The sequence below is a fragment of the Bacillus sp. BS1807G30 genome, assembly GCF_040047675.1.
Classification (GTDB): domain Bacteria; phylum Bacillota; class Bacilli; order Bacillales; family Bacillaceae; genus Bacillus; species Bacillus altitudinis.
Map to the genome: position 1 here is coordinate 1,195,347 of NZ_CP157353.1, position 26,093 is coordinate 1,221,439.

Here is a 26,093-nt window from a genome sequence, read left to right on the forward strand (position 1 = left end):
ACGGCAAGGTTGGTGTCACTATTCAATGTGAAAGGGAGCGAATAACGTGAAAAAATGGATATGGATTTCTATTGCGATCACACTTTTCATCATCACAAGTGCTGCATGCTCAAATGCGAATGAAGCCTCAAATCAAAAGGGAAAGGTTGAGCTGTTGAATGTGTCATACGATCCTACCCGTGAATTGTATCAGGAATACAATCAAGCCTTTCAGACTTATTGGAAAGAAAAAACCGGTGAAGATGTGACAATACAGCAGTCTCATGGAGGGTCAGGTAAGCAGGGGAGATCGATTATTGATGGACTCGAAGCAGACGTGGCTACACTTGCTCTTGGATACGACATTGATGCCATTGCAGATCGAGGGCTACTTTCAAAGGATTGGCAAAAAGAATTTCCGAATCAGTCCACACCTTATACGTCTACGATTGTGTTTCTTGTGAAGAAAGGGAACCCAAAAAAGATTAAAGACTGGGATGACCTGATTCAGCCAGGTGTATCTATCATCACACCAAATCCAAAAACGTCAGGCGGTGCAAGATGGAATTATTTAGCCGCATGGGCATATGCCGATAAAACCTTTCATGGGGATGAAGAAAAAACGAAGGATTTTGTGAAAAAGTTATATGAGCATGTCGAGGTGCTCGATTCAGGTGCTCGTGGCGCCACAACAACTTTTGTCGAGCGCGGTCTTGGTGACGTGTTAATTGCTTGGGAAAATGAAGCCTATTTGACACTGCATGAATTAGGCAAAGACAAATTTGAGATTGTCAGTCCTTCCATTAGTATTCTAGCAGAGCCGCCCGTTGCCGTTGTCGACCAAAATGTGAAACGAAAAGGAACAGAGAAAGTGGCAAAGGCTTATTTAGATTATTTGTATTCTAAAAAAGGACAGGAAATTGCGGCGAAAAACTATTATCGACCAAGAAATCAAGAAGTGCTAAACAAATATAAAGATCAATTTAAAGAGATTGATATGGTGACCATTGATCAGGCATTTGGCGGATGGCGAAAGGCGCAGAAAAGATTTTTTGATGATGGCGGATTATTTGATCAAATATATAGCGGACAAAAATAGGGGGCGACGTGATGAAGAAAGGCTATGCTGCCGCCAATAAAAGAAAACGTGTATTGCCTGGATTCGGGCTGAGTCTCGGAGTGACACTTGTTTATGTCAGTGCGATTGTCGTGATTCCTTTATCTATGGTATTTATTTGGACGGCTTCATTAGGAGCAGAAGGAATTTGGAATGTCTTTAGTGATGCGCGGGTGCTAAAGTCGCTGCAGCTTACGGTTACGACTTCTTTTGCAGCTGCACTCATCAATGCAGGTTTCGGTGTACTGATCGCATGGGTTCTCACGCGGTACTCGTTTCCAGGAAAGAACATCCTGGATGCCCTCATCGATTTGCCGTTTGCTCTTCCAACGGCAGTGGCTGGCATCGCTTTGACGACTCTTTATTCTCCGAATGGGTGGATTGGGCAATTTTTGCATGTGAAGGTGGCATACACCCCGCTCGGGATTATTTTGGCACTGATTTTTATTGGCATTCCATTTGTCATAAGAACGGTTCAACCGGTCATTGAGGGGCTTGAGCAGGAAGTGGAAGAGGCCGCAGCCATACTTGGTGCTACAAGAAAACAGACCTTTTTTCATGTACTGCTGCCTGCCTTGTTTCCAGCGGTAATGACTGGATTTTCTCTGGCATTTGCAAGAGCACTCGGTGAATATGGCTCCGTTGTGTTTATAGCGGGAAATATTCCGTTTAAAACAGAGATTACACCACTGATGATCATGTCTAAGCTTGAGCAGTATGATTATCAAGGTGCCGCAGCCATTGCCTGTTTCATGCTGCTCTTATCATTTGTCATTTTGTTATTGATTCACGGATTGCAGTGGTTTGTCGAGCGGAAAAAACAAGTGGAAGTGAGGTGAGACGATTGGAAAGGGAGCTTCTTAAAGAGCACCGCATCAAGTACAGGAGTCCTGTGACGGAATCAAAAGCGGTGAAGCGTATGTTGATTAGTGTGGTGTATGCTTTTTTGATTTTGTTTTTACTCATGCCGTTGATTGCTGTGTTTTCAAAGGCTTTTGAGAAAGGATGGAGTTCTTATCTTCTTGCCATCTCACATCCAGACACGCTTGCGGCAATTAAATTGACTGTTTTCATTGTGATGATCACATTGCCGCTTCAAATGATTTTTGGGATCAGTGCTGCTTGGCTCATCACAAAATTTCATTTCCCGGGAAAACGTTTGTTAACAACTGTCATTGATCTTCCGTTTGCGGTGTCACCTGTCATTGCAGGACTTGTATTTGTACTTTTATTTGGTTCAAATGGACTTTTAGGACCGTGGCTATTAGCAAATGGATGGAAAGTGATTTACTCTGTACCGGGGATGATTCTTGCGACCATCTTTGTGACATTTCCTTTTGTTGCGAGAGAATTAATTCCGTTTATGCAAAATGAAGGCATTCATGAGGAAGAAGCATCGCTTACGCTTGGTGCCAGTGGGTGGAAGACCTTTTTCCTTGTGACACTTCCAAATATAAAATGGGCCCTTTTTTACGGCGCCATTTTAGCAGGGGCAAGGGCGATTGGTGAATTTGGTGCAGTGTCAGTTGTATCCGGTCATATCCGCGGAATGACAAATACAATGCCGCTTCATATAGAAATTCTATACAACGAGTATCAATTCCAAGCGGCTTTTGCCGTGGCCTCTCTCATGGCGTTTGTAGCGGTCATCACATTAATCATCAAGCAGATCATTCAGCAGAGAGATCACAGGCTTGGCAAGCGTTCAAAATAAATGGAGGGATCAGCCTTGGGGATTACAGCGAAACAAATATCAAAGCAATTTGGGCAGACGAAGGTTTTGCAAAACGTGGATTTGACGATCGGAAATGGGGAATTAATATCCTTACTAGGACCATCTGGATCAGGTAAGACGACTTTATTAAGAATTATTGCAGGGCTTGATGATGCGAATACAGGGCAGATCTTATTTGGAGAACAAGATTATACTCACATTCCAGTGCGAAAACGGCAAATTGGTTTTGTCTTTCAGCAATATGCGCTTTTTCGAAATATGACGGTATTTGATAATGTGGCTTATGGATTGAAGATGAAACCTAGAGGAGAAAGGCTGCCTAAAAAAGACATCAAAGAGCGGGTGCATGAGCTGCTGAAAGTTGTTCAATTAACGCAGTATGAACACCGTTATCCAGAGCAGCTGTCAGGTGGACAAAAGCAACGTGTAGCACTCGCACGTGCTCTAGCCGTTAAACCGAAAGCTCTTCTCTTAGATGAACCTTTTGGTGCACTAGATTCAAAGGTGAGAAAAGAATTAAGACATTGGCTGAAAAAAGTTCATCAAGAATTTCAAATGACGACCATCTTTGTGACGCATGATCAAGAAGAAGCGTTTGATATCGCTGATCGTGTTGTAGTGATGAATGAGGGCAGAATCGAAAAAATCGGCACAAAAAAAGAAATGACAGAGCAGACAGACAACCTTTTTGTAGCTGAATTTTTAGATATAGGAAGCCATATTTAACAAGAAGTTGATGTGATGTAATGAAAGAGATGCGGCAAAAAGCTGCATCTTTTTTTATAAAAATTTTCCTAGGAACATTGACTTATAATTTCGAATATTATAATATCTTTACAAAGGTAACAGTATTGAACATTTTATAAAACATCTATTTGTAAGCGCTTCACAAAAGGTTCTATTTTAAAATGTTCATTCTTTTTGTTACATGTGTTCATATTTATACCAAATGAAAGGGGTGGTTGTTTGAACAGCTTGTTTGAGTTAGATCAACAGCTGATTGAGCTGCAATACGAAGCATCTTCAAGTGAGGAGGTGACTGCCTATTTAGCAGAAAGGTTAGAAACTGGAGGATATATCAAATCGAGCTTTTTACCAGCAGTGCTTGAAAGAGAAAAAACATATCCGACCGGTCTTCCTCTTGCGACCTTTGGGGTGGCCATTCCCCATACAGATCCTGAACATGTAAACAAACCGGCGATCAGTGTAGCGACATTAAAGGAACCTGTTATTTTTCATAAGATGGGAAGCCCTCATGAGACAGTTCAAGCCAAAATTGTGTTCGTTCTGGCAATCTCTGAACCTAGTAAGCAGCTCGTGATGTTAGAGAAACTGATGACGCTTTTCAGAAAAGAAGAAGTAATGACAAGTTTATCTCAGATGACATCGTATGAAGAAGCCGTTGATGTACTTCAAAAAGAATTAAACCAATAGCTATTCACGACATAATGTAAGCGCTTTATCTAAAATCAGGAGGTGGATGTATGATCAAGCAAGCCGTCGATTTTATCTTAGACTTAGGGCCAACAATTATGCTCCCAATTATTATGACGTTATTCGGTATGATTTTAAGGCAAGGATTTAAAAAATCCTTCCGTGCAGGTATTACGATCGGAATTGGATTTGTCGGGGTCAACCTTGTCATTAATTTACTCGTAAGCGGTCTTGGACCAGCAGCCAAAGCCATGGTCAATTCTCTTGGATTAAAGCTTGATATTTTAGATGTCGGCTGGCCGATTGGAGCCGCCATTTCATTTGGTACACCTGTTGCCCCTTTAATGATTCCTCTTGTGCTCTTGTTAAATGTTATTTTGCTGTCTGTTAACTTTACGAAAACATTGAATGTGGATATTTGGAATTTCTGGCATTTGATTTTCGCTGCTTCTGTTACTTACTACGCTTATCATAATATGTTCTTAGCCCTTGCCGTTGGTTTAATCGTTTCTGCGATTACACTAAAACTCGCCGATTGGACGGCACCGACGATTGAACACCATTTCGGATTAAAAGGCGTATCGATGGCTCATGCTGAAACGGTCAACTTCGCTCCGCTGATGTATGCGTCAAACCGCGTGATTGATAAAATCCCTGGTTTAAACAAAATTCATGCGGATCCAGAAACTTTGAAAAAACGTTTTGGCATCTTTGGTGAACCGCTTGTGATGGGTCTTATACTTGGTATCATTATTGGTCTTCTTGGCGGCTATGATGCAAAAGGTGTCATGACCCTTGGAATTCAAATGGCTGCAGTGCTTGTGTTAATGCCAAGAATGGTTGCTTTATTAATGGAAGGACTTATTCCAATCTCTGAGGGTGCTCGTTCTTATATTCAAAAGCGTTTCCCTGGAAAAAATGTCTATATTGGTTTGGATACAGCGATTGTCATTGGTCATCCAGCGAATATGGCTGTAGCCCTTTTGATGGTGCCAATCACCATTTTGCTCGCTGTTGTCCTTCCTTACAATGGTATGCTGCCGTTTGCAGACTTATCGGTTCTGCCATTTACAGTGGTATGGGCAGTAGCAGCCGCTCGTGGAAATATTATTCGCGGCCTCATTAACAGTATTTTTACTTTAATGATTGTCTTCTTCATTGCAACGAACCTTGCACCACTCGCCACAACAATGGGGAAAGCAGTTGGTTTCGATTTCCCAGAAGGGGCAAATATGATTTCTGGTATTGATCTCGGTTCTCACGTCATTCCTTGGATCATGGTGAGACTTCTTGATCCGAGCAATCCTTACTTCATTGCAGCGATTGTCTGTGCACTGGCATATGCGCTTCTTTGGTACTGGGTGCGAAATGATATTAAAAAGCAGTATGCAAAAGAAATGGGCTTAGATCAGAAAGATCAATAAATGAGCTGGAGGGATTCTCATGGCAAAAAAAATATTAGTATCTTGCGGAACGGCAGTTGCTACGTCAACGGTTGTGGCAAAAAAGGTAGAAGAGACATTAAAGGAAAAAGGATACGATGTCATCGTTGAACAGTGTAAGGCATCTGAGGTTCCGCAGAAAGCGGAGGGTGCTGATTTAATTGTGACGACAACGCCTGTTAGTGATACAAAAGGAACGCCTGTGATTCAAACGTTATCTTTTTTAACGGGATTTGGCATTGAAGAGGATATTGAAAAAATTATCGATCATATTAAATGAACGATGGTTGCGTGGAGGAGCTGTGAAAGCTCCTTCCATGTCATTTGAAAGGAGGAGCTCTCATGCAGCAGCATGCTTATAGCCGAACGTCTGCCATGTTTTCTATTTTCCTTCCGGCCTTGTTAATATGTGTGTTTTTTCTCTGGTCTCTTTATACGTTGATGTCGGCAGGACCTGAGCCATTAGCTGTGTTAGGTGTGTATACGCTGCCTATCCTTATGCTTTCTAGCATCACTGGCCTGAATCAGCCAACGAATATCATGATTAGTGAAGATGAGCTGAAAATAGGTGCTTTTGGCAGGTGGCACACATATGCCGTGTCCGATATTAAAGGAAAATTGTTTTTAAAGCCATATCCTCATATCGGGAAAGTATATGTCAGAGTTGGACCTGCGCGAATATTTGGCGGACGCTACTGGATTTCAAGTGAGATGAGTGAGTACAAACAGCTTGTTCAATCCTTGCAGAGTCTTGCGACATGTGATGAAAAGGAGGATGCGGCTAAATGAAATCAGCTGTCTTTTATTCTTCAGAGGACATTCGTTACGAGGAGCGGAAGCGGCCAGTCATTGGTGATGATGAAGTATTATTAAAAATGCGTGCCTGCGGCTTATGCGGGACGGATATTTATAAAGCGACACATGAGACGGTACCTCCTGGCACAGTGCTAGGGCATGAAATCGCTGGTGACATTATCGAAACAGGCTGTCACGTCACACATGTTCAAACAGGAGACAGGGTGTATGTAGCGCATCATGTCCCTTGTTTTACTTGTGACTTTTGTCAAAGAGGATTTTATACAATGTGCCCGCAATTTTCAGCCACAAATGTAGAGCCGGGCGGTTTTTCGGAATATATTCGTGTTCCTGCTTTACATGTGAAGCATACAATGGGCAAGCTCCCACATGGCGTCTCATATGAACAAGGAGCGATGGTCGAACCGGTTGCCTGCTGTCTTCACGGCTTTGAAAGGGCGCCCGTTCATCCTGGAGATTCGGTCTTGATTCTTGGAGCGGGGCAAATTGGCTGCATTCAATTACAGCTTGCCAAATATTATTTGGCTGGAAAAGTGATGATCACAGACGTAAATGAGAACAGGCTCCTTCAAGCAAGAAATCTTGGTGCGGACGTCGCTTTTCATCCAGCATCTGAGCCAGTAGAAAACCGGGTCATGAAAGAAACAGATGGAAAGGGAGCGGACCTCGTCATTATTTCTGTGGGGAGCAGTGCGCTTTTAAAAGAAGCATTTCAAGTGGTTGCAAGGGGCGGAACGATTTTAGTCTTTGCCCACTTTTCGAAAGGGGATGTCTCCATTCCAGCAGAACGTTTTTTCCATGATGAAGTGAAAGTAGTCGGAGCTTATTCCTCGCATCCATATCATTATCGTGAAGCGCTAGAGCTCTTAAAAGCAAAGGTCGTTCATACAGAAAAAATGGTGACGCATCGATATCCATTAAGTCAGCTTCGTCAGGCGATAGAATGCGCTAGGCATCCAGAAGGTGAAAGCGTCAAAATCATGATGTATCCAGATGAATGAGAATGTACGAGATGGAGAGAAAGAGAAGGTCTTTGGAAAAGGGCTTTGCCTTTCTCTTTTTTTCTGAAAAAGGATGAAAACGCTTAAAAAATAAACGGAAATGCTTGACTTCAAAGAGAGTTAAACGTATGATAATTACAAATGTAACACATAAGAACAAATGTAAAGGAGAGAGAAGAAATGCAAAAACAAATCACTTTGCCTGAACAGATTAGTCATGAGAAATTAGCAGATTTATATAAACAAATGTGGTTAGTTAGATATTTTGATGAAAAGGTCGATCAATTCTTTGCTAAAGGATTAATCCATGGAACGACCCATTTATGTGTTGGACAGGAAGCATCGGCTGTTGGATCTATTGCTGTGTTAAAGGATGAAGATAAGATTGTCAGTACACACCGCGGACATGGTCACTGTATTGCAAAAGGTGCAGAGGTCAATAAAATGATGGCTGAACTGTTCGGACGTGAAACAGGTTACTGCAAAGGAAAAGGCGGTTCCATGCATATTGCCGACTTAGAAAAAGGAAACCTTGGGGCAAATGGAATTGTTGGTGGCGGTATTCCGCTTGCAACAGGTGCGGCGCTCACGTCCAAGATGAAAAAGGAAGGCTTTGTGGTCCTTTGTTTCTTCGGAGATGGCGCTACAAATGAAGGCAGCTTCCATGAAGCGCTGAACCTTGCTTCCATTTGGGATTTACCTGTTGTGTTTATTTGTGAAAACAACCAATACGGCATGTCTGGTCCTGTGAAAGAAATGATCAACATTGAAGACATCTCAACAAGAGCAGAAAGCTACGGAATGCCAGGGAAAACGGTTGATGGAAATGACATGGTTGAGATCATGAATACAGTGGATGAAGCGGTAAGCCGTGCAAGAGCTGGAGAAGGGCCATCACTCATTGAAATGAAAACGTATCGCTGGAAGGGTCACTCAAAGAGTGATGCGAAAAAATATCGTACACGTGAAGAAGAGACAGAATGGAGACAAAAAGACGGAATTAAACGCTTTAAGTCACTCTTAATGGAGCTAGATGTTCTGACAGAAGAGCAGGCTGCTCATTTACAAGAAGAAGCGAAGCAAGAGATCGAGGCATCTGTTGAATTTGCGAAAAATAGTAAAGAACCATCAATTGACACACTATTAGAGGATGTATACGCCTAATTAGGAGGGGAATCACGTGACAAACACGACAGTGAGAGAGATTTCATATTTAGAAGCCGTTCGAGAAGCAATGAGTCAGGAAATGAGAAAAAATCAAGATGTCTTCATTTTAGGTGAAGATATTGGCGTATACGGTGGCGCATTTGGTGTCACGCGCGGGATGATCGAGGAATTCGGTCCAGAACGCGTCCGCAATACGCCGATTTCAGAGGCTGCCATCGCAGGAGGCGCAGTCGGAGCGGCTTTGACAGGTATGCGTCCGATTTTAGAACTTCAATTCTCTGACTTTATTACAATTGCAATGGATCAGCTTGTGAACCAAGCAGCAAAAACACGTTACATGTTTGGCGGAAAAGGGAAGGTGCCGCTTGTTGTCAGAACACCAGCAGGTTCCGGGACAGGTGCCGCAGCGCAGCACTCCCAAAGCTTAGAAGCGTGGATGGCTCATATTCCTGGACTAAAGGTGGTTCAGCCTTCAACAGCTTATGATGCAAAAGGACTTTTAAAAGCAGCAATGGATGATGACAACCCTGTCATTTTCTATGAACACAAGCTTTTATATAAAACAATTGGTGAAGTACCAGAAGAGCAGTACTCGATTCCTTTAGGGAAAGCGGATGTGAAGAGAAGCGGAAAGGACGTCACAATTGTTGCAACAGCCATTATGGTGCACAAAGCGCTCGAAGCAGCGAAGGAACTAGAAGCGGAAGGAATCGATGTCGAGATCATTGATCCGAGAACGCTCGTCCCATTAGATGAAGAAACCATTATTGAATCTGTGAAAAAAACAGGCAAATGTATCGTTGTGCATGAGGCAGTGAAACGCGGCGGCTACGGCGGAGAGATTGCCAGTATGATAGCGGAGAGTGAAGCCTTCGACTATTTAGATGCACCTATTAAACGACTTGGCGGTCTTGCCGTCCCAATACCGTACAACCCAACGCTGGAAAAAGCAGTCATTCCACAAGTGCCAGATATTATTGAAGCAGCAAAAGAGCTCGTGCGCTCTTAAGTAAAGGGGAGAAGATCATGCCAAAAGAGATATTTATGCCGAAGCTAAGCAGTACGATGGAGATCGGTACCTTGCTTCAATGGTTTAAAGAAGAAGGAGATTCGGTTGAAATCGGTGAGCCTCTATTTGAGATTATGACAGACAAAATCAATATCGAGGTTGAAGCCTATGATGATGGCGTTTTTCTAAAGAAATATTACGAAGCAGATGATCAGATTCCAGTCAATGCTGTCATTGGATATATCGGAGAGGCAAATGAGCAGGTACCGAGCGAGCCGCCAGCGCAGTCAGATGAAGCATCTTCTGAAGACAGCGGAACATCATCACCATCTGAACCATCTGTTTCAACTGAAGTTGAAACAGCGGTGGGTGAGAAAGTACGCGCAACACCTGCAGCGAGAAAAACGGCAAAAGATCACCAAGTAGCCATTCACGAAGTATCTGGTACAGGACCAAAAGGCAGAATTCAAAAACGGGATGTCGAAGCGGCCCTTCATACGAACGAGGAAGGCCAGCGCGTATCACCACTTGCAGGAAAAATGGCTGCTCGTGAAGGAATCGACTTAGCGAATGTTGCTGGTTCTGGCGCCCACGGAAAAATCATGAAGAGTGATGTGACAGCAGCAGGCGCACAAAAAGCAGACGCTGCTCCAGTGAGAACACAAAAACTAGCTGGGATGAGAAAAGTGATTGCAGATCGCATGTCACAAAGTGCCTTTACAGCGCCGCACGTCACATTAACAAGTGAAATTGATATGACAAAAGCAAAAGAAGTGCGCAAACAGCTGCTCCCAACGATTGAAAAAGAGACAGGCTACAGATTGTCATTTACAGAAATCATCATCCATGCGGTCAGCAGTGTCCTCACACGCCACCCGCAAATCAATATGACGTTTGAACAAAATGAGCTCCATTTCCATGAGGATGTTCACATTGGCCTCGCGGTTGCTGTGAAAGACGGCTTAATGGTTCCGGTCATTTCTCATGCAAATCAAAAAGGGCTGAAACAGCTCACAAAAGAAGCAAAAGAAATTGGTCGAAATGCACGCGAGCAAAAGCTGCTGCCAGACCAGTTGAAAGGGTCTACATTTACCATTAGTAACTTAGGGATGTATGCCATTGATACGTTTACCCCAATTATTAATCAGCCGGAAGTGGCGATTTTAGGTGTTGGACGCATTCAAGAAAAACCTGTAGTGATCGATGGAGAAATTCAGGTGCGGCCAATGATGGGTGTCAGCTTATCATTTGATCATCGAGTGGTAGATGGTGCACCAGCAGCGGCCTTTTTAACAGACCTTAAAAAAGTGCTTGAACAACCATTTGAATTGCTAATGTAGGAGATGAATCGGATGACAAAAACGTATGATCTGACAGTCATTGGCGGAGGGCCTGGCGGATACACTGCCGCCCTTCAAGCCGCTGAACGTGGACACAAGGTTGCATTGATTGAAGAGGATTTTCTAGGGGGTACTTGTTTAAATCGAGGCTGTATCCCTTCAAAGACACTGCTCAAACATGCAGAAGTCATTGAATCAATTGAGAAAGCAAAAAGCTGGGGAATCGAAACAGGTGAGATGGTTCTTTCTTTCGATAAAATGAGAAAACGTAAAGATGATGTCATCGAAAAACTCAGGGGCGGAATCGCCTTTTTATTAAAGCAAGGAAAGATTGATGTATATAACGGCAGAGGGACAGCTGTGACAAAAAATCGCATTGACATTGAAAAACAAGATGGGTCAGAAACGATTGAAACAAAAGAGCTGATCATTGCCACTGGCTCATCACCTGCTATTCCGCCTATTCCAGGGCTCAAAGAGATTCAATTTGACACAAGTGATACGATCTTTGACATCCCAGATATTCCTGCATCTGTCGTCATTATTGGCGGGGGTGTGATTGGTCTTGAGCTGGCCTGTATCTTCCAGAGTCTCCAATCAAAAGTCACCATTATAGAAGCCGCTCCGTCGATTATTCCGCAGGAAGATGAAGAAGCGTCGAAATTACTAGAAAAAGAATTGAAGAAAAAAGGCATCCATATCGCAAAGAAAACGACGGTGACAGAGGTAACAGAAAGCGAAGGAGTCAAAGCGATTCATGCGACAGACGATAAAGGAGAGACGCACATCTTTACGGCTGAAAGACTGTTAGTTTGTGTCGGAAGAAGACCAAATGTATCTGCTGTCAGTCAGCTGGATCTTCAGCTGGATGGCCCTTTTATTAAAGTAAACGACGAGATGAAGACAAGTGCTGAAGGTGTATATGCAATTGGCGATGTAGCCGGCGGCTATCAGCTCGCTCATGCGGCGATGGCAGAGGCAGCCGTTGCAGTTAGCAATATATGCGGCGAGCCTGAAAGAATGAATCACGACATCGTTCCTAGATGTATTTATACATTGCCAGAGGTAGCGAGTGTTGGGCTGACTGAGAAAGAGGCGAAAGCGAAAGGGCTGAACGTGCGGGCAGAGCGATTTGATTTAGCTGCAAGCGGAAAAGCGTTGGCAGCAGGTGTTCAAACAGGTTTTATTAAACTCGTGTACGATACCGTTTATGGTGAAGTCATTGGCGCTACAATGGTTGGTCCGCATGTAACGGAGATGATATCAGAGGCTTCCTCATTTATGTATTTAGAAGGAACAGCTGAAGAGATGGCCAAAATGATTCACCCGCATCCTACCATCTCAGAAGGCTTTTATGAAGCAGCTCTTGATATTGTGAGTAAGCTGAGAAAATAAATGCCAAACAAGGGATAGGGAGGAGATCCGTGTGCACGTCCAGCTTCATCAGAAAGTGGCACTTGTGACAGATAGCACAGATGGATTTGGAGAAGCCATCTGCCTGGCTTTGGCCCGGGCAGGTGCACATGTTTTCATACACGCTTTTCGTGATGAATCAAAAGCAAAGTCGATTAGCAAAGACATTGAAAAATTAGGCGGCCAATCGACTGTTGTCATCAATCCGCTTGAGACACCGCGTGATGCTACGCTTATGCTAAGACAAGTCATCGATACATGCGGCAAGCTTGATATTTTAGTCAACCAAGCCGAGCAAAAAGCAGATGGGGGGATTGATGACGTAAGTCCTGAGATATGGGTCGATGAAGTGGAAAGATCCGTAAATACAGTCTTTCTTTCCAGTCAAGCCGCTGTGTGGCATATGGTGGATCAGAAGCAGGGCTGCATTATTAATATTTCCTCATCAGGGAGCATAACAGGTGATGGCGGGATCTCACATGCTACATCAAATAGTATGTTGAATGCCATGACAAAAGGATTAGCGCGCGAATTTAAAGACAAAGGCATTCGGGTATTGGCTCTACTTCCGCCGCCTCTCCATTTGCTTCCTGACAAAGAGCAAATCAAGGAGACGGTGGCTCATATGACGGTTTTCTTAAGTACATCGTACGGTGCATTTACAGATGGAGCAGCGATTATGCTTGATGGGGGTGAGAGCGCTGGCTAATCAACAAAAACCAGTTCTCATCGTAGGTGGTGCCCAAGGGATCGGCAAAGAAATTGCTCAGCGTTTTTTAAAAGAAGGGCATCGTGTAGCTGTGTCAGATATAGATGAACAGGGACTTTCGCTTTTAAAACAACAGCATCCTCAGCTGCTGACGTTCCAAGCTGATGTTTCATCGTGGGAAAGTGTTCAGCAGATGACGTCAGCAGCTGAAAGGGAGCTGGGTGGCATTGGGCATCTTGTCTATTCAGCAGGAATGACGAAATCCCTTCCTTTTTTAGAAGTTGATTTTTCACTTTGGAAAAAAACACTGGCTGTGAATCTATATGGTCTTTTCTACTGCATCAAAGCATTAGCACCCTATCTATGTGAGCGGAAAGAAGGCAGCGTCGTCATTATTGGATCAGGATCTGCGATAACAGGCTCTGGCGGCGGCATCCAGTATTACGCGTCAAAAGCCGGGGCATTTGGTCTCATGCGTTCGCTTGTAAAGGAATTGGGTTCCCATCATGTCCGCATCAATGTCATTGCACCACGCGTCATTGAATCTCAGATGCTTGATACGCTCTATCCGACTGAGCTTGAGAAAAGTCAGCTTCGATCACTTATTCCTATCGGGAGATTAGGAAAACCAGAAGATATTGCTGGAGTCACTTTATTTCTCGCAAGTGACGAGGGAAGCTATTTGCACGGACAGATACTCTTATTAGATGGCGGGAGAACGTATCAGCCTAAATATAGCGAGGGAAAAAGAGCGGAGAGTTGATCGCTCTTTTTGTCATTTTCATAACAATTGTTCCAATTAGAAACGAATGTTTGGTATACTGGTAATCATAGTATATTAAAAGGATGATGTCACATGCTGAATTGGGAAGAAAGACGACAGCTCGTCAAGGTTGCTCATCTTTATTATACAGACGGGTGGACGCAGCAGGAGATTGCAAAAAAACTCAATGTCTCAAGACCAGTCATTTCAAAGCTCTTACAAAAAGCAAAAGATGTGGGAATCGTTGAAGTGTACATTAAAGACGAAAGTATTCATACAGTGGAACTTGAAAAGCAGCTGGAAACGACCTTTCAATTAACGGATGCTGTCGTTGTTCCAAGTGTCGGGACAATGTCTGAGATGGTCAAACGGGCAGTCGGTCAAGCGGGCGCCTATTATCTTTCTAAAAACATGAAAGGCGCTGAGAAAATCGGTATTTCATGGGGAACCACACTTGCCGAGCTCGTGAAGGAATATCCATTTGAGCGAAGAAACGATGTCAAAGTCATTCCTTTAGAGGGCGGAATGGGCAGGCAGGCAGTCGACATTCACGCGAATCAGCTGGCATATGAGCTGGCAAAGAAGATGAATGGTACGTGTTCCTATTTATATGCACCTGCGATTTTAGAAACAGAAGAATTAAAAGAGCGGCTGATGGCGATGCAGGACATAGAAGCTGTGCTTGAAGAAGGCAGAAATGTTGATATTGCCCTGATCGGTATTGGAAATCCGCATAAAGGCTCTACATTGAAAACAGTCGGTTATTTAAAAGAAGAGGATTTGTCTGGGTTGAGACAATCAGGGGCTGTTGGTGATATTGGTTTTCGTTTCTTTGATGGTGAAGGGAAACCAGTCCAAGATGAGCTGAACCAAAAGGTGATTGGATTATCGTTAGAACAATTAAAGAACGTGAAAAAAGTCATCGCAGTTGTGGAAGGAACCCATAAAGCTGAAAGTATTTTAGGGGCCTTAAACGGCGGCTTTATTCAGGTGCTCGTCACCGACGAATTAACTGCGGCAGCTATTTTAAAGGAAGCATCTGTCCAATAAACAGCTGACAGCTATCGTATTGTATAAAAAGAGCAACATCAAACGAGAAAGGAGCTGTGTATCTTGAAGAAAACCGAAATGGAAGCAAACCTACACTGTACTCGGTGCCAAGAAGAGACCCTCCACAGCATCGTTTATGTGAATGATCAGATGAAAAGCGTTGAGTGTACAGAGTGTCATCAGAAAATCAGTGTGCAAGTCGACATCATAAAGGAATTTTACAAAGAAGTATATGAAAAAATTGCCACAAAGCCGAAGCGGATGACGCAGGAGTATAAGGCGAATCTGAATGGATTTATTTCAAGACTCCCCATCCGGGTTTTAAGTAAGCCATACCGGCTGATGAGATATTTAAACGAATCTTATAAGGTCATTAAGCAATATAAAAAATAAAGCAGAGGCTGTCTTAGCGCTCTGCTTTATTTTGTGTTTTTTTCATATAGTAATAAATCGGCAGTCCGGCAATGCCGATCAGCATGGAGATCAGGCAGCTTTGCCAATCGGTGATCATGGTGCTGATTAAGACAAAGAAAGAGCCGATAATCGCAATGATCGGTGTGAGCGGATAAAGTGGTACGCTATAAGCGCGCTTCATTCCCTTGTTTTGTTTTCTTAGCTTAAAGACAGCGAAAAAGGCCATCACATAAAAGATGTAAATCATGAAAATCGAAACCTCTGACAGCTTCTCGGGATTACTGACGATCATAAACACAATGGCAATCAAAATCTGTACAAATACAGCGATCCAAGGTGTTTGAAAAGTAGGATGAATGCGTGAAATGGCTTTGGCAAATGGAATTTGTTTTCGTTCTGCCATCGCAAAAATGACACGCGGGAACGAAAGAACCTTTCCATTCAAACAGCCAAAGATACTAATGATGATTCCGATACTAATAATTTTACCGCCAATTGGACCAAAGAGCATTGTAGCAGCTGTGCTTGTGGCATTTTCACCTAGTTGAACGATTTGATCAGCTGGTAACACATGCAAAAGGGCGATGTTAATAAAGAGATAACATGCTGTGACAATTAAAATACCGCCTGCCATCGCGCGAGGAAGCAGTTTCTCTGGATTTTTCATTTCACCGCCAAGCGCTGCAAGCAAAATCCAGCCATCATAGGCAAATAATGTCGCCAAAATTGCTGCACCGAAGTTCATTTGTGCGATACTCTCATTGACGGCTGTGAAAATATGTTCATTTCCTTTCCATAAGCCAAACACAATAATTGCTGCAATTGGAACAAGCTTTCCGATCGTGGTCAGTCCTTGGACAAAACCACCGTATTTTGTTCCCATGATGTTGATTACACATAAAAAAAGAACGGTGATAATGCCAATGGTTGTAGCCCATAAAGAAGAAAGAGAAAATAAATTAGCTAATAATGAACCAAAATAAAGACCAAGAGCACCAATAATCGCTGGCCCGTAAATAATAATTTGCACCCAGCCACATAAGTAGCCCCAAAATTCACCGTATACTTCTTCAAGATAGGCATATAAACCGCCAGTACGTGGGATTTGTGTACCAATTTCAGCGACTGTGAGTCCGCCTGCAAGGGTTAAGATCCCGCCTAACAGCCATGCGAATAAGGCGATGCCTGAGCTTCCTGAATAAGAAAGGACGTTGCCAGGCTTCATAAAAACGCCAGATCCAATAATTGTTCCGATGACAAGAGATAGGGCAAAAAATAAGCCGATGTCTTGTTTTAACGCTGGTTGTTCTTTGTTCATTACACACGACCTCCTGCATCACTTTCATACGTTACTGTGACATGTATTTTGTTCATTGTAATACGATTTTAGGAAAACAAGAATTAAAAAAATTTTCTGATTTTCGTATTTGTATTTAAAAGTGTTCGTTTATTGGATATATTAGGATGAATGTTATCTTAAAAGCGAACAATACAAGAATATTTTTGATTTAATGTTAATTTAATAGGCGAAAGCCGAACATCCAATAAAGATGCAGCCGAATGGTTGACTTTTCTTCTAAAATGACCTATTTTATTCATAAGGATATTATCTTGAATTCGAGATATTTTATAATAGGAGTGAACACAATGAAAATAAATGGGATTCACCACGTATCAGCACTAACAGCAAATGCTCAGAAAAACGTTGATTTCTACCGCCAAATCCTTGGCTTAAAACTGGTGAAAAAAACAGTCAATCAAGATGATCCATCGATGTATCATCTATTTTATGGAGATGAGGTCGCCTCACCTGGTACAGAGCTGACGTTTTTTGAAATACCGATGCTCGCCCGCCGGCTGGACGGAACAAATGCGATCTCACGCACAGGTCTGATTGTCACTTCAGAAGAGGCACTCGCCTTTTGGGAAAAGCGCTTTGAAGAAAAAGGTGTAAAGAAAGAAACAGCTTCTTTAAGAGGCGGCAGACCTACCTTGAAATTTACAGATCCAGAAGGACAGCAGCTGTTTTTGACTGTAGAACCAAGCGTGCAAGATGGAGCGAAGCCGCCAGTGCATGATGAGATTCCTGCTGATTTTGCGATCAGAGGTTTGGGGCCAGTAGAATTAACAGTCGCAGAATCAGATAAAACGATCAGTGTGTTAACGAGCATCCTTGGTTTCACAGAAAAAGCACGTGAACAATCAAATGATGGGGAAATCGTGACGATTTTTGAATCAGGACAAGGCGGAGCTGGAACAGAGATTCATGTCATTGAAAAAGCAGAAGGACCTGTTGAGCGATCTGGCAGAGGTAGTGTTCATCACGTAGCTTTTCGTGTAGCGGACGCAGAAGAGCTTGAAAAATGGCATGATAAAATAGCCAAAGCCGGTTTCACCAACTCTGGTGTTGTAGAACGTTTTTATTTCAAAGCCCTATATTTTAGAGAGCCAAACGGCATTTTGTTTGAAATCTCAACAGACGGTCCGGGATTTACAGTGGATGAAAGCGTGGATGAGCTTGGTGATCAATTAGCACTTCCACCATTTTTAGAGCACAAACGAGCAGAAATTGAACAAAGATTGGTCCCAATCAAGTGAACATGAAAAAAGCAGCTCATAAAAATTGAGCTGCTTTTTTCGTTAAGAGCTGACTTGCTTTGATTCAGATTGTGTTAATGTCACTTGTTTTGTTTCTTCTGTTCCATTACGAACGAGTGTGATGCTGACGGTATCTCCTACTTTTGCATTCGTGTAAAGCTCGTGGCGTAATTCACTGCCGGTTGTCACTTTTTTGCCATTGATGGCGGTGATAACATCCTCTGTCTTTAATCCAGCTTTTGCAGCAGGTGAGCCAGCAGCGATTTCTTTTACGTACACGCCTTTATCGAGCTGACTGCTTGTCAGTCCAAGCGTTTCCTTCTGATAAGCATCTGGTACTTGTTCGAGATCCAGCATGCTGATACCGATATAAGGTCGTTCGATTTTTCCTTTTGTGAGAAGCTGCTCTGCAATTGGTTTGACATCATTGATTGGGAGCGCAAACCCGATACCTTCCACACCTGTTTCAGAAATTTTCATACTGGTGATCCCCACAACCTTTCCGTCTGTTGTTAAAAGCGGTCCACCGCTGTTGCCGGGGTTAATGGCGGCATCTGTTTGAATGACATTAATACTGCTTTCGCCAGCTGAGGTATCCATAGACACTGTTCGATCGACACCGCTGACAATTCCTTGTGTCACTGTTCTTGATAAATCTTCACCAAGCGGATTTCCGATCGCAATGACGGTTTCTCCCGCACGAAGGGATGAGGAGTCTCCAAGTTCAGCGACTTTTGTAACGCCGCTGCTACTAATTTCCACGACAGCAAGATCAGTCAGCGGGTCAGAACCGACCACTTTTCCTTCCACCGTCTTGCCATTATGCAAGGAGACTGTTAATTTATTTGCTCCTTCAATCACATGGTTGTTTGTTAATACATAGGCTTTACTGCCGGATTTTTTGAAAATAACCCCTGATCCGGTACCGCTTTCTTGCTCTTGACTGCTGCTGTTTTGATTTTGCTGTGATCCATCAAAAGGTGTGTTCATATCGCCAAAATCTGTGCTTGTTTGACTTTGTGTTTGATAGTTTGTAATGCCGACGATGGCTGGTGATACATTTTCGACCATACTGGAAATACTGCTGGTCGAATTGGATGTTTGTGACGCTGTTGTTTTTGACGAATTTGTACTTGTATCATTTGTCGATACAGCGGCTGTTTTCGTTGACGAATCAGTTGAATTATTTTCTGAATGCTGAGCATATGGAGTCAGAACGTAAACACCTAACGCTAACGTACCGCCTACAATCCCGCTGACAAATGGCTTCAGCCAGCCACTTGGCTTCTTCTGCTGTTTTTTCGGCTGTTCAATTGTTTGTAATTCATAAGAAGTGTGTTTTTCATCTTTGTGATGTGTCATCAAGATCACTCTCTTTCATCGATTTTTTCATGTATGTGTTTAAGGTGATTGACTGTATGTGGTGGATACTGACTTTATCGTAAGAAAAAAGTGTGGGATAAAAATGAAAACATTGTGGGAAATTGTTAAAATAAGTAGTGAATCTAAGCAAAATAGAGGAGATTAAACTGTGGAGACTATTGGAATCATTGGATATGGAAGCATGGCAAATATGATGGTGCAAAAATGGCTGGACAAAGGAGTACTTCATGCCAGTCAGTTTATGATCCATACAAGAAGTGAAACGGAGCGGCTGCAACAGCTGAAAGAGAAGAACCAGCATGTAAACATTTGCTCTTTAGATGACATCTCTGCATCATGTGATGTCGTGTTTGTTTGTGTACCACCGCTTGCTGTACTTGATGTCTTAGATCAGCTGAGCCCCGCAAAGACATCTCTCCATATCGTATCAGTGGCAGCGGCTGTCACGTTAGACAAATTAATGCAACATACGAATCAGCCGGTTTCTAGATACATTCCCACTTTGACATCAGCCGTAGGAACGGGTGTATCCCTTGTGGCGCATGGTGAAACCGCTGGGCAGGAGGCGCAAGAACGGCTCCACCACCTGCTTTCAGCTTTTAGTATCGTCAGGGAAGTGGAAGAGGACCGGTTTGATGCGGCGAGTAATTTGACAAGCTCTTCTCCGGGCTTTATTGCAGCAATCTTTGAAGAAATGGCGAGAGCCGCTGTTCGGAATAGTGAGCTTTCTTTAGAAGAAGCCTATGAATTTTTAACATATGCGCTGCTAGGAACAGGTCAGGTTCTTGTTGAACGCGGACTGACATTTGCTGAAACGGTGAACAGGGTCGCAACAAAAGGCGGGATTACAGGAGAGGGCGCTGCAGTCATTCAGCAGCAGGCACCGCAAATGTTCGATGACTTATTTACACAAACGATGAAAAAATATGCGCAGCTAAAATCGCAAATCGATGAAGCGGGCAAACACCACTAAAGACATAGCTAGTGGTGTTTTTTCTGTAAAATAAATCCTTTCGCATCAATGCTTTTGACCTGTATTACCTGAGTCTAATTTCCTTATTTTCAGACATTGTATTGAAAAATCAATCAAGTTCTCATATAATTTTTTAGAAAATTTAGAAAAATATACACAAATTTTAAGTTTAATTAAAGGGGGATGGGGATGAAGCTCTATTTATCAGTCGATATGGAGGGAATTACTGGTCTAGCTGATCATACATTTGTTGATAGCCGCCAGCACAATTATGAGCGTGGGAGAAAAATCATGACAGGTGAAGTGAACGCCTGTGTAGAAGCTCTTCTTACACATGGGGCGACCGATATTTTAGTGAATGATAGCCATTCTAAAATGAATAATCTGTTGATTGAAGAATTGCATGAGGAAGCATCTCTCATATCAGGTGATGTAAAGCCTTATTCAATGGTCCAAGGATTAGATCAAACGTATGATGCCGCTGTTTTTTTAGGCTACCATGCGAGGGCATCAATGAAGGGTGTGATGTCTCACAGTATGATTTTTGGTGTCAGACATTTTTACATAAATGATCATCCGATTGGTGAAATGGGCTTTAATGCGTATGTCGCAGGCTATTATGGTGTTCCGGTCATTCTTGTATGCGGAGACGATCAAGCGGCACTTGAAGCAGAAAAGTTAATGCCTGGCGTGAAAACAGTGGCGGTGAAAGAAACCATTTCAAGATCTGCTGTGAAATGCTTAACACCAGCGAAAGTGAGCACCCTCATCTCGCAGCAAGTGGAAGCTGCCATGAAACAAATTCATCAAATGAAGCCTCTCACGCCTCCTGAGCAGCCAGTGCTGAAAATCGAGTTTGCCAATTATGGACAAGCCGAATGGGCGAATTTAATGCCGGGTACGGCCATCATAGAAGGGACAACAACGGTGACGTACCAAGCAGAGAATATATTAGAAGCCTACCAAGCCATGCTTGTCATGACAGAGCTTGCCGCACGTACAACATTTTGTTAAGCGAGGGGGAGACAGCAGATGGCCAGCTTTTTGCTCAAGCGTTTGATTGCCATGATTGCCACGATTTTAACCATCACAACTTTAACGTTTATTTTAATGAAGGTCATCCCAGGATCGCCCTTCAATGAAGAACGAAATACAAACGAAACTGTCCAGCGAAACCTCGAAAGCTACTATCACTTAGACGAACCACTCTATGTTCAATATATGATCTATTTAAAATCCATCGTTACTTTTGATTTTGGTCCTTCCATTAAAAAGCCTTCTGAAAGTGTCAATGATTTATTGGCGAGAGGTTTTCCAGTCTCATTAGAACTTGGTCTTATCTCTATTTTGATTGCTGTCATCTCCGGCATCTTGCTCGGAATCATGGCTGCCCTCCGGCATAATGGCTTGATTGATTATATCGCCATGACGATTGCTGTTTTCGGTATATCCATACCAAACTTTATCTTTGCTACCTTATTAATTCAGCAGCTTGCTGTGAATGTAAAGCTCTTTCCTACAGCGATGTGGACAAGTCCAATGCATATGGTGCTTCCTACCATTGCACTGGCGGTAGGTCCAATGGCGATCATTGCCCGGTTAACGAGATCGAGCATGATTGAAGTGCTGTCGCAGGACTATATTCGAACTGCAAAAGCGAAAGGACTTTCCCCTTATAAAATTGTGTTTAAACATGCCCTGCGGAATGCGCTTTTACCTGTTGTCACGATCCTTGGAACGCTTGTCGCAAGTATTTTAACAGGCAGTTTTGTGATTGAAAAAATATTTGCGATCCCTGGAATGGGAAAATACTTTGTCGAGAGTATTAATAACCGTGACTATCCTGTCATCATGGGAACCACTGTTTTTTACAGCATCATCTTAATTACCCTTCTTTTCATTGTAGATGTGACATATCGTCTGCTTGATCCAAGGATCCAGCTGCATCAGAAAGGAGGAAAGGCATGAGTATACACCTTCAGCATGATCAAATGAATCAAGCGCATGAAGTGCCAGATGAATGGTTTGCTCCTAAAGAACAAAAGACATCTGAAGTCCATGCCATTAAAAGACCCTCACTTTCGTATTGGGCAGATACTTGGCGACGGTTAAAACAAAATAAACTCGCTATGTTTAGTTTATCGGTGCTGATTTTTCTTTTCGTCATGGCTGTATTAGGTCCACTCCTTGCGCCGAATAGTGTGACAGAACAGCGGCTTTCCATGCAAAACTTGCCGCCGTCAGCTGCTCACTGGTTTGGAACAGATGAGCTTGGACGTGATGTGTTTACACGTACTTGGTATGGCGCACGCATTTCGTTATTTGTGGGCGTGATGGCCGCTCTCATTGATTTTGCGATCGGTGTCATCTATGGCGGTATTGCAGGATATAAGGGCGGGAAGTATGACCATGTCATGATGCGGATCGTCGAGGTGCTTTACGGTCTGCCGTATTTACTTGTCGTCATTTTATTGATGGTTCTGATGGGGCCTGGGCTTGTCACTATTATTGTGGCGCTCACTGTCACAGGCTGGATCGGGATGGCAAGAATCGTGAGAGGTCAAGTCCTTCAGCTGAAAAGCCAAGAATATGTCCTTGCCTCGAAAACCTTTGGCGCAAAAAGTTTGCGCATCATCCGCAGAAATTTACTGCCGAATACGATGGGACCAATTATTGTCCAGATGACGCTAACTGTACCGACAGCGATTTTTGCTGAAGCATTCTTAAGTTTTCTCGGTTTAGGGATTCAAGCGCCGTTTGCAAGCTGGGGTGTGATGGCCAATGATGCCTTGCCGACAGTGCTGTCAGATAATGGTCACTGGTGGCGTTTATTCTTTCCGGCATTTTTTATTTCGCTGACGATGTTTTGTTTTAATAATTTAGGTGATGGCTTGCAAGATGCGCTTGATCCAAAGATGAAGAGGTGATGGCGCTATGAGAAAAATGCTTCGGATTATCGATCTGCATGTCAGCTTTCGGACATATGGCGGTTCTGTTCAAGCGGTACGCGGAGTGAATGTGGATGTGTATGAAAAAGAAACCCTCGCCATTGTCGGAGAATCAGGCTGCGGAAAAAGTGTGACGTCTCAAAGTATCATGCGGCTTCTCCCTGCATACAGCGCACAAGTCGATCAAGGGGAAATTTGGTTTCGTGATCGCAACTTGCTGTCATTATCTGAAAAAGACATGCGCAGCATACGTGGTGTCGATATCTCCATGATTTTTCAAGATCCTATGACGGCACTCAACCCGACGCTGACAATTGGAGATCAGCTGATGGAGGCTGCAAAAGTGCATCAGAAGCTGACAAAAAAAGAAGTGAAAGAAGAGGCGCTTCGTATGCTTGATTTGGTGGGGATTCCGCAGCCGAAAGAGAGGCTGAAGCAATATCCGCATCAGTTCAGCGGCGGCATGAGGCAACGGCTCATGATTGCAATGGCTCTTATTTGTGAGCCGAAGGTGCTGATTGCAGATGAACCGACAACTGCACTAGATGTCACCATACAGGCGCAGATTTTAGAACTATTTAAAGAGATTCAGAAAAAAACAGGCGTGACGATTATTTTAATCACACATGACCTAGGGGTCGTAGCACAAGTCGCTGATCGAGTGGCCGTCATGTACGGGGGGAAAATCGTTGAAGTTGGGACAAGGCGAGATATCTTTTACAGTCCGCAGCATCCCTATACAAAAGGGCTACTGCAATCCGTTCCAAGGCTGGATATGAAAGATGAACTCATTCCTATTGAAGGAAGCCCGCCTGATTTATTTGCCCCGCCAAAAGGATGTCCATATACCGATCGATGCCCGTCTGCGATGAAAGTGTGTGATCATATCATGCCGCATGAAACGCAGCGTTCACCTACACATGCAGTACATTGCTGGCTCCAAGATGAACGAGCGAAGCAAACGGTTTTATCTTCAACACAAAGGGGGAGTTTTTCATGAGAAAAACAGGTTGGATTCTCAGTATGTGCTTTATCGCAGTGATGCTGCTTGCAGGATGTACAGCCAATGAGCAAGCAGGCAAAGGATCTTCAAGCAAGGGCGAAGAGAAAGTTTTAACATTAAATAATGAAAACGAACCGACATCATTTGATCCGCCTATTGGTTTTAATAATGTGTCCTGGCAAGGGCTCAATAACTTAATGGAAGGATTAACAAGACTGAATGAAAAGCACGAACCATCTGCTGCCATGGCGGAAAAATGGGACATCTCAAAGGACGGAAAAACGTACACGTTCCATTTAAGGGATGGGATTCAGTGGTCAAATGGTGATCCAGTCAAAGCAAGTGACTTTGAATATGCGTGGAAGCGGCTGCTAGATCCAAAGACGGGCTCTTCTGCGGCATTCTTAGCTTATATGATTGAAGGAGGCGAAGCGTTTAACAGCGGAAAAGGGAAGAAAGAAGATGTAAAAGTCAAGGCTGTTAATGATCAAACGCTAGAGGTCAAGCTAGCATACCCGCAGAAATCTTTCTTAAATATGACCGCAAACCCTGCCTTTTTCCCGGTGAATGAGAAGGTAGCGGAGAAGGACCCGAACTGGGCCAAGGATGCGAAAACCTTTGTCGGTAATGGACCGTTTAAGCTGACAGAGTGGAAGCATGATGAAAGCTTTACAATGGAAAAAAGTGACACGTATTGGGACAAACAAACGGTCAAGCTAGATCAAGTGAAATGGCTCATGATCAGTGACCGAAACACAGATTACCAAATGTATCAATCAGGAGATTTAGATACGGCCTTCGTTCCGGCAGAACAAAGTGAAGACCTGTTAAAAAGCAAAGATGTGCAAATTGAGGATCAAGCAGGGCTGTTTTTTTATCGCCTGAATGTCAACATGGAGCCTTTTCAAAATAAGAACATTCGCAAAGCCTTTCAAATGGCGATCAACCCTCAGGATATTGTAAAGTATGTGACGAAAAATGAAGAGAAGCCAGCACGTGCCTTCGTTTCACCAGGAATTTTAGATTCAAAGGGTGAAGATTTCAGAGAAGCTGGCGGCGACCTTGTCAAACATGATACGAGTGAAGCCGTAAAACTATTAGAAAAAGGGTTGAAAGAAGAGAACTATTCAAAGCTGCCGCCCGTCACATTAACATATAGTACAAAGCCTGAAAATAAGAAAAAAGCAGAAGCCATTCAGCAGCAATTAAAAGAAGCGCTAGGGGTAGACGTGAAGCTTGCAAACATGGAAGCAAATGTGTTTGCAGAAGATCAAAAGGCACTCAAATTCCAATTCTCGCAAAGTTCATTTCTAGCTGACTATGCAGACCCAATCAATTTCTTAGAGAGCTTCCAAACAGGAAATGCGATGAACCGGACAGGTTGGTCAAATGATACGTATGATCAGCTGATCAAAAAGGCGAGTCAAGAAGCAGATGAACAAAAGAGAAATCGTATGCTGCATGATGCCGAGGCACTTCTGATGGAAGAAGCACCGATCATTCCCATTCATTTTTATAACCAAGTCTATTTACAAAAAGAAGGCGTAAAGGGCATTGTCCGCCATCCTGTTGGTTACATTGATTTGAAATGGGCACAGGTAGATGGAGAGTAAATGAAAAGAATGAGAGAACGGGACGCTTTGAAAAAAGCGTCTCAGCGTGTAGACAAACCCTCGCATTCGGTGTCAGTCCTGCGCTTCGGTGCTCACGAATGTCAAATTCGCTCCGCGCCGATTCTCGTCCTTCCTAGACTGCAAAGGTTTTCTATCACGCTGAAAAGAAGACAAAGGGTTAAAATA

The 26,093-nt window shown here is 43.2% G+C and carries 26 protein-coding genes; 24 read left to right on the forward strand and 2 right to left on the reverse strand.

Going from position 1 to position 26,093, the window contains the following annotated elements; translation table 11 throughout:
- Window positions 1–46 precede the first annotated feature (46 nt).
- The 17 genes from ABG082_RS06105 to ABG082_RS06185 all read left to right on the forward strand — a co-directional run bounded on the left by ABG082_RS06105 (window position 47) and on the right by ABG082_RS06185 (window position 15,368).
- On the forward strand, window positions 47–1,078 hold the full coding sequence (locus ABG082_RS06105) for a sulfate ABC transporter substrate-binding protein (protein ID WP_138825611.1): 1,032 nt from the start codon (window positions 47–49) through the stop codon (window positions 1,076–1,078).
- Between the two features lie 11 nt (window positions 1,079–1,089).
- Window positions 1,090–1,935 (forward strand): sulfate ABC transporter permease subunit CysT, encoded by an 846-nt coding sequence (gene cysT / locus ABG082_RS06110; protein ID WP_019743464.1) that lies wholly within the window; start codon window positions 1,090–1,092, stop codon window positions 1,933–1,935.
- A 5-nt stretch (window positions 1,936–1,940) separates the two neighbouring features.
- The gene (cysW, locus tag ABG082_RS06115) at window positions 1,941–2,810 is read left to right on the forward strand and encodes a sulfate ABC transporter permease subunit CysW (RefSeq protein WP_052320227.1); all 870 of its coding nucleotides are present in this window, start codon (window positions 1,941–1,943) and stop codon (window positions 2,808–2,810) included.
- Window positions 2,811–2,825: 15 nt separating this feature from the next.
- On the forward strand, window positions 2,826–3,557 hold the full coding sequence (cysA, locus tag ABG082_RS06120) for a sulfate ABC transporter ATP-binding protein (RefSeq protein ID WP_017359151.1): 732 nt from the start codon (window positions 2,826–2,828) through the stop codon (window positions 3,555–3,557).
- Between the two features lie 240 nt (window positions 3,558–3,797).
- Window positions 3,798–4,265: a PTS sugar transporter subunit IIA gene (locus ABG082_RS06125; protein WP_017359150.1), complete on the forward strand. Its 468-nt coding sequence runs from the start codon at window positions 3,798–3,800 to the stop codon at window positions 4,263–4,265.
- 50 nt (window positions 4,266–4,315) lie between these two features.
- Window positions 4,316–5,689 (forward strand): PTS transporter subunit IIC, encoded by a 1,374-nt coding sequence (locus ABG082_RS06130; protein WP_007498866.1) that lies wholly within the window; start codon window positions 4,316–4,318, stop codon window positions 5,687–5,689.
- Between the two features lie 19 nt (window positions 5,690–5,708).
- A complete protein-coding gene (locus tag ABG082_RS06135) occupies window positions 5,709–5,987 on the forward strand; it encodes a PTS sugar transporter subunit IIB (RefSeq protein WP_008346262.1) in 279 nt (92 codons plus the stop codon).
- Window positions 5,988–6,049: 62 nt separating this feature from the next.
- The gene (locus ABG082_RS06140) at window positions 6,050–6,496 is read left to right on the forward strand and encodes a hypothetical protein (protein ID WP_008346260.1); all 447 of its coding nucleotides are present in this window, start codon (window positions 6,050–6,052) and stop codon (window positions 6,494–6,496) included.
- A complete protein-coding gene (locus ABG082_RS06145; RefSeq protein WP_348936685.1) occupies window positions 6,493–7,524 on the forward strand; it encodes an alcohol dehydrogenase catalytic domain-containing protein in 1,032 nt (343 codons plus the stop codon). Before ABG082_RS06140 ends, ABG082_RS06145 begins: the two co-directional genes overlap by 4 nt.
- A gap of 180 nt (window positions 7,525–7,704) precedes the next feature.
- The gene (pdhA, locus tag ABG082_RS06150; protein WP_046343336.1) at window positions 7,705–8,688 is read left to right on the forward strand and encodes a pyruvate dehydrogenase (acetyl-transferring) E1 component subunit alpha; all 984 of its coding nucleotides are present in this window, start codon (window positions 7,705–7,707) and stop codon (window positions 8,686–8,688) included.
- 31 nt (window positions 8,689–8,719) lie between these two features.
- Window positions 8,720–9,700 (forward strand): alpha-ketoacid dehydrogenase subunit beta, encoded by a 981-nt coding sequence (locus tag ABG082_RS06155; protein WP_026050078.1) that lies wholly within the window; start codon window positions 8,720–8,722, stop codon window positions 9,698–9,700.
- Window positions 9,701–9,717: 17 nt separating this feature from the next.
- Window positions 9,718–11,040: a dihydrolipoamide acetyltransferase family protein gene (locus ABG082_RS06160; protein WP_348936686.1), complete on the forward strand. Its 1,323-nt coding sequence runs from the start codon at window positions 9,718–9,720 to the stop codon at window positions 11,038–11,040.
- Window positions 11,041–11,052: 12 nt separating this feature from the next.
- Window positions 11,053–12,435, forward strand: coding sequence for a dihydrolipoyl dehydrogenase (lpdA, locus tag ABG082_RS06165; protein WP_008346251.1), 1,383 nt, complete (start codon window positions 11,053–11,055; stop codon window positions 12,433–12,435).
- A gap of 31 nt (window positions 12,436–12,466) precedes the next feature.
- Window positions 12,467–13,162, forward strand: a complete 696-nt coding sequence (locus tag ABG082_RS06170) for an SDR family NAD(P)-dependent oxidoreductase (RefSeq protein WP_052320225.1) — start codon at window positions 12,467–12,469, stop codon at window positions 13,160–13,162.
- Window positions 13,140–13,925 carry an SDR family oxidoreductase gene (locus ABG082_RS06175; RefSeq protein ID WP_008346247.1) on the forward strand — a complete coding sequence of 262 codons (786 nt, stop codon included), beginning with the start codon at window positions 13,140–13,142 and terminating at the stop codon, window positions 13,923–13,925. Before ABG082_RS06170 ends, ABG082_RS06175 begins: the two co-directional genes overlap by 23 nt.
- Window positions 13,926–14,018: 93 nt before the next feature.
- Window positions 14,019–14,975, forward strand: a complete 957-nt coding sequence (locus ABG082_RS06180; RefSeq protein ID WP_017359143.1) for a sugar-binding transcriptional regulator — start codon at window positions 14,019–14,021, stop codon at window positions 14,973–14,975.
- 63 nt (window positions 14,976–15,038) lie between these two features.
- The gene (locus ABG082_RS06185; RefSeq protein ID WP_017359142.1) at window positions 15,039–15,368 is read left to right on the forward strand and encodes a hypothetical protein; all 330 of its coding nucleotides are present in this window, start codon (window positions 15,039–15,041) and stop codon (window positions 15,366–15,368) included.
- Between the two features lie 13 nt (window positions 15,369–15,381).
- Here the strand turns inward: ABG082_RS06185 and ABG082_RS06190 are convergent, their stop codons facing one another.
- Window positions 15,382–16,707 (reverse strand): amino acid permease, encoded by a 1,326-nt coding sequence (locus ABG082_RS06190; RefSeq protein ID WP_008346243.1) that lies wholly within the window; start codon window positions 16,705–16,707, stop codon window positions 15,382–15,384.
- A gap of 329 nt (window positions 16,708–17,036) precedes the next feature.
- Between ABG082_RS06190 and ABG082_RS06195 the strand changes: the two genes are divergently transcribed.
- Window positions 17,037–17,987: a ring-cleaving dioxygenase gene (locus ABG082_RS06195; protein WP_342494648.1), complete on the forward strand. Its 951-nt coding sequence runs from the start codon at window positions 17,037–17,039 to the stop codon at window positions 17,985–17,987.
- A gap of 42 nt (window positions 17,988–18,029) precedes the next feature.
- Here the strand turns inward: ABG082_RS06195 and ABG082_RS06200 are convergent, their stop codons facing one another.
- Window positions 18,030–19,349 carry a trypsin-like peptidase domain-containing protein gene (locus ABG082_RS06200; RefSeq protein ID WP_348936687.1) on the reverse strand — a complete coding sequence of 440 codons (1,320 nt, stop codon included), beginning with the start codon at window positions 19,347–19,349 and terminating at the stop codon, window positions 18,030–18,032.
- Between the two features lie 169 nt (window positions 19,350–19,518).
- Here ABG082_RS06200 and proG point away from each other — a divergent pair, with 169 nt between their 5' ends.
- From proG to ABG082_RS06230, 6 genes are all read left to right on the forward strand, one after another.
- Window positions 19,519–20,343 carry a pyrroline-5-carboxylate reductase ProG gene (gene proG / locus ABG082_RS06205; protein WP_348936688.1) on the forward strand — a complete coding sequence of 275 codons (825 nt, stop codon included), beginning with the start codon at window positions 19,519–19,521 and terminating at the stop codon, window positions 20,341–20,343.
- Window positions 20,344–20,532: 189 nt separating this feature from the next.
- Window positions 20,533–21,357, forward strand: coding sequence for a M55 family metallopeptidase (locus ABG082_RS06210; protein ID WP_008346235.1), 825 nt, complete (start codon window positions 20,533–20,535; stop codon window positions 21,355–21,357).
- An 18-nt stretch (window positions 21,358–21,375) separates the two neighbouring features.
- The gene (locus ABG082_RS06215; protein ID WP_008346233.1) at window positions 21,376–22,311 is read left to right on the forward strand and encodes an ABC transporter permease; all 936 of its coding nucleotides are present in this window, start codon (window positions 21,376–21,378) and stop codon (window positions 22,309–22,311) included.
- Entirely contained in the window at window positions 22,308–23,270 is a 963-nt protein-coding gene (locus tag ABG082_RS06220) for an ABC transporter permease (RefSeq protein WP_008346230.1), read from the forward strand. The genes ABG082_RS06215 and ABG082_RS06220 overlap by 4 nt, the downstream gene beginning before the upstream one ends.
- A 7-nt stretch (window positions 23,271–23,277) precedes the next feature.
- A complete protein-coding gene (locus ABG082_RS06225) occupies window positions 23,278–24,291 on the forward strand; it encodes an ABC transporter ATP-binding protein (RefSeq protein ID WP_008346229.1) in 1,014 nt (337 codons plus the stop codon).
- The gene (locus ABG082_RS06230; protein ID WP_348936689.1) at window positions 24,288–25,907 is read left to right on the forward strand and encodes a peptide ABC transporter substrate-binding protein; all 1,620 of its coding nucleotides are present in this window, start codon (window positions 24,288–24,290) and stop codon (window positions 25,905–25,907) included. The genes ABG082_RS06225 and ABG082_RS06230 overlap by 4 nt, the downstream gene beginning before the upstream one ends.
- Window positions 25,908–26,093: the final 186 nt, after the last annotated feature.

What these genes read in the sequence shown, in the direction of transcription:
- cysT (WP_019743464.1), top strand. Translation starts at nt 1,090, where the DNA reads ATGAAGAAAGGCTATGCTGCCGCCAATAAAAGAAAACGTGTATTGCCT.
- ABG082_RS06130 (WP_007498866.1), top strand. Translation starts at nt 4,316, where the DNA reads ATGATCAAGCAAGCCGTCGATTTTATCTTAGACTTAGGGCCAACAATT.
- ABG082_RS06135 (WP_008346262.1), top strand. Translation starts at nt 5,709, where the DNA reads ATGGCAAAAAAAATATTAGTATCTTGCGGAACGGCAGTTGCTACGTCA.
- ABG082_RS06140 (WP_008346260.1), top strand. Translation starts at nt 6,050, where the DNA reads ATGCAGCAGCATGCTTATAGCCGAACGTCTGCCATGTTTTCTATTTTC.
- ABG082_RS06145 (WP_348936685.1), top strand. Translation starts at nt 6,493, where the DNA reads ATGAAATCAGCTGTCTTTTATTCTTCAGAGGACATTCGTTACGAGGAG.
- pdhA (WP_046343336.1), top strand. Translation starts at nt 7,705, where the DNA reads ATGCAAAAACAAATCACTTTGCCTGAACAGATTAGTCATGAGAAATTA.
- ABG082_RS06160 (WP_348936686.1), top strand. Translation starts at nt 9,718, where the DNA reads ATGCCAAAAGAGATATTTATGCCGAAGCTAAGCAGTACGATGGAGATC.
- lpdA (WP_008346251.1), top strand. Translation starts at nt 11,053, where the DNA reads ATGACAAAAACGTATGATCTGACAGTCATTGGCGGAGGGCCTGGCGGA.
- ABG082_RS06175 (WP_008346247.1), top strand. Translation starts at nt 13,140, where the DNA reads ATGGGGGTGAGAGCGCTGGCTAATCAACAAAAACCAGTTCTCATCGTA.
- ABG082_RS06180 (WP_017359143.1), top strand. Translation starts at nt 14,019, where the DNA reads ATGCTGAATTGGGAAGAAAGACGACAGCTCGTCAAGGTTGCTCATCTT.
- ABG082_RS06190 (WP_008346243.1), bottom strand. Translation starts at nt 16,707, where the DNA reads ATGAACAAAGAACAACCAGCGTTAAAACAAGACATCGGCTTATTTTTT.
- ABG082_RS06195 (WP_342494648.1), top strand. Translation starts at nt 17,037, where the DNA reads ATGAAAATAAATGGGATTCACCACGTATCAGCACTAACAGCAAATGCT.
- ABG082_RS06200 (WP_348936687.1), bottom strand. Translation starts at nt 19,349, where the DNA reads ATGACACATCACAAAGATGAAAAACACACTTCTTATGAATTACAAACA.
- ABG082_RS06210 (WP_008346235.1), top strand. Translation starts at nt 20,533, where the DNA reads ATGAAGCTCTATTTATCAGTCGATATGGAGGGAATTACTGGTCTAGCT.
- ABG082_RS06215 (WP_008346233.1), top strand. Translation starts at nt 21,376, where the DNA reads ATGGCCAGCTTTTTGCTCAAGCGTTTGATTGCCATGATTGCCACGATT.
- ABG082_RS06220 (WP_008346230.1), top strand. Translation starts at nt 22,308, where the DNA reads ATGAGTATACACCTTCAGCATGATCAAATGAATCAAGCGCATGAAGTG.
- ABG082_RS06225 (WP_008346229.1), top strand. Translation starts at nt 23,278, where the DNA reads ATGAGAAAAATGCTTCGGATTATCGATCTGCATGTCAGCTTTCGGACA.
- ABG082_RS06230 (WP_348936689.1), top strand. Translation starts at nt 24,288, where the DNA reads ATGAGAAAAACAGGTTGGATTCTCAGTATGTGCTTTATCGCAGTGATG.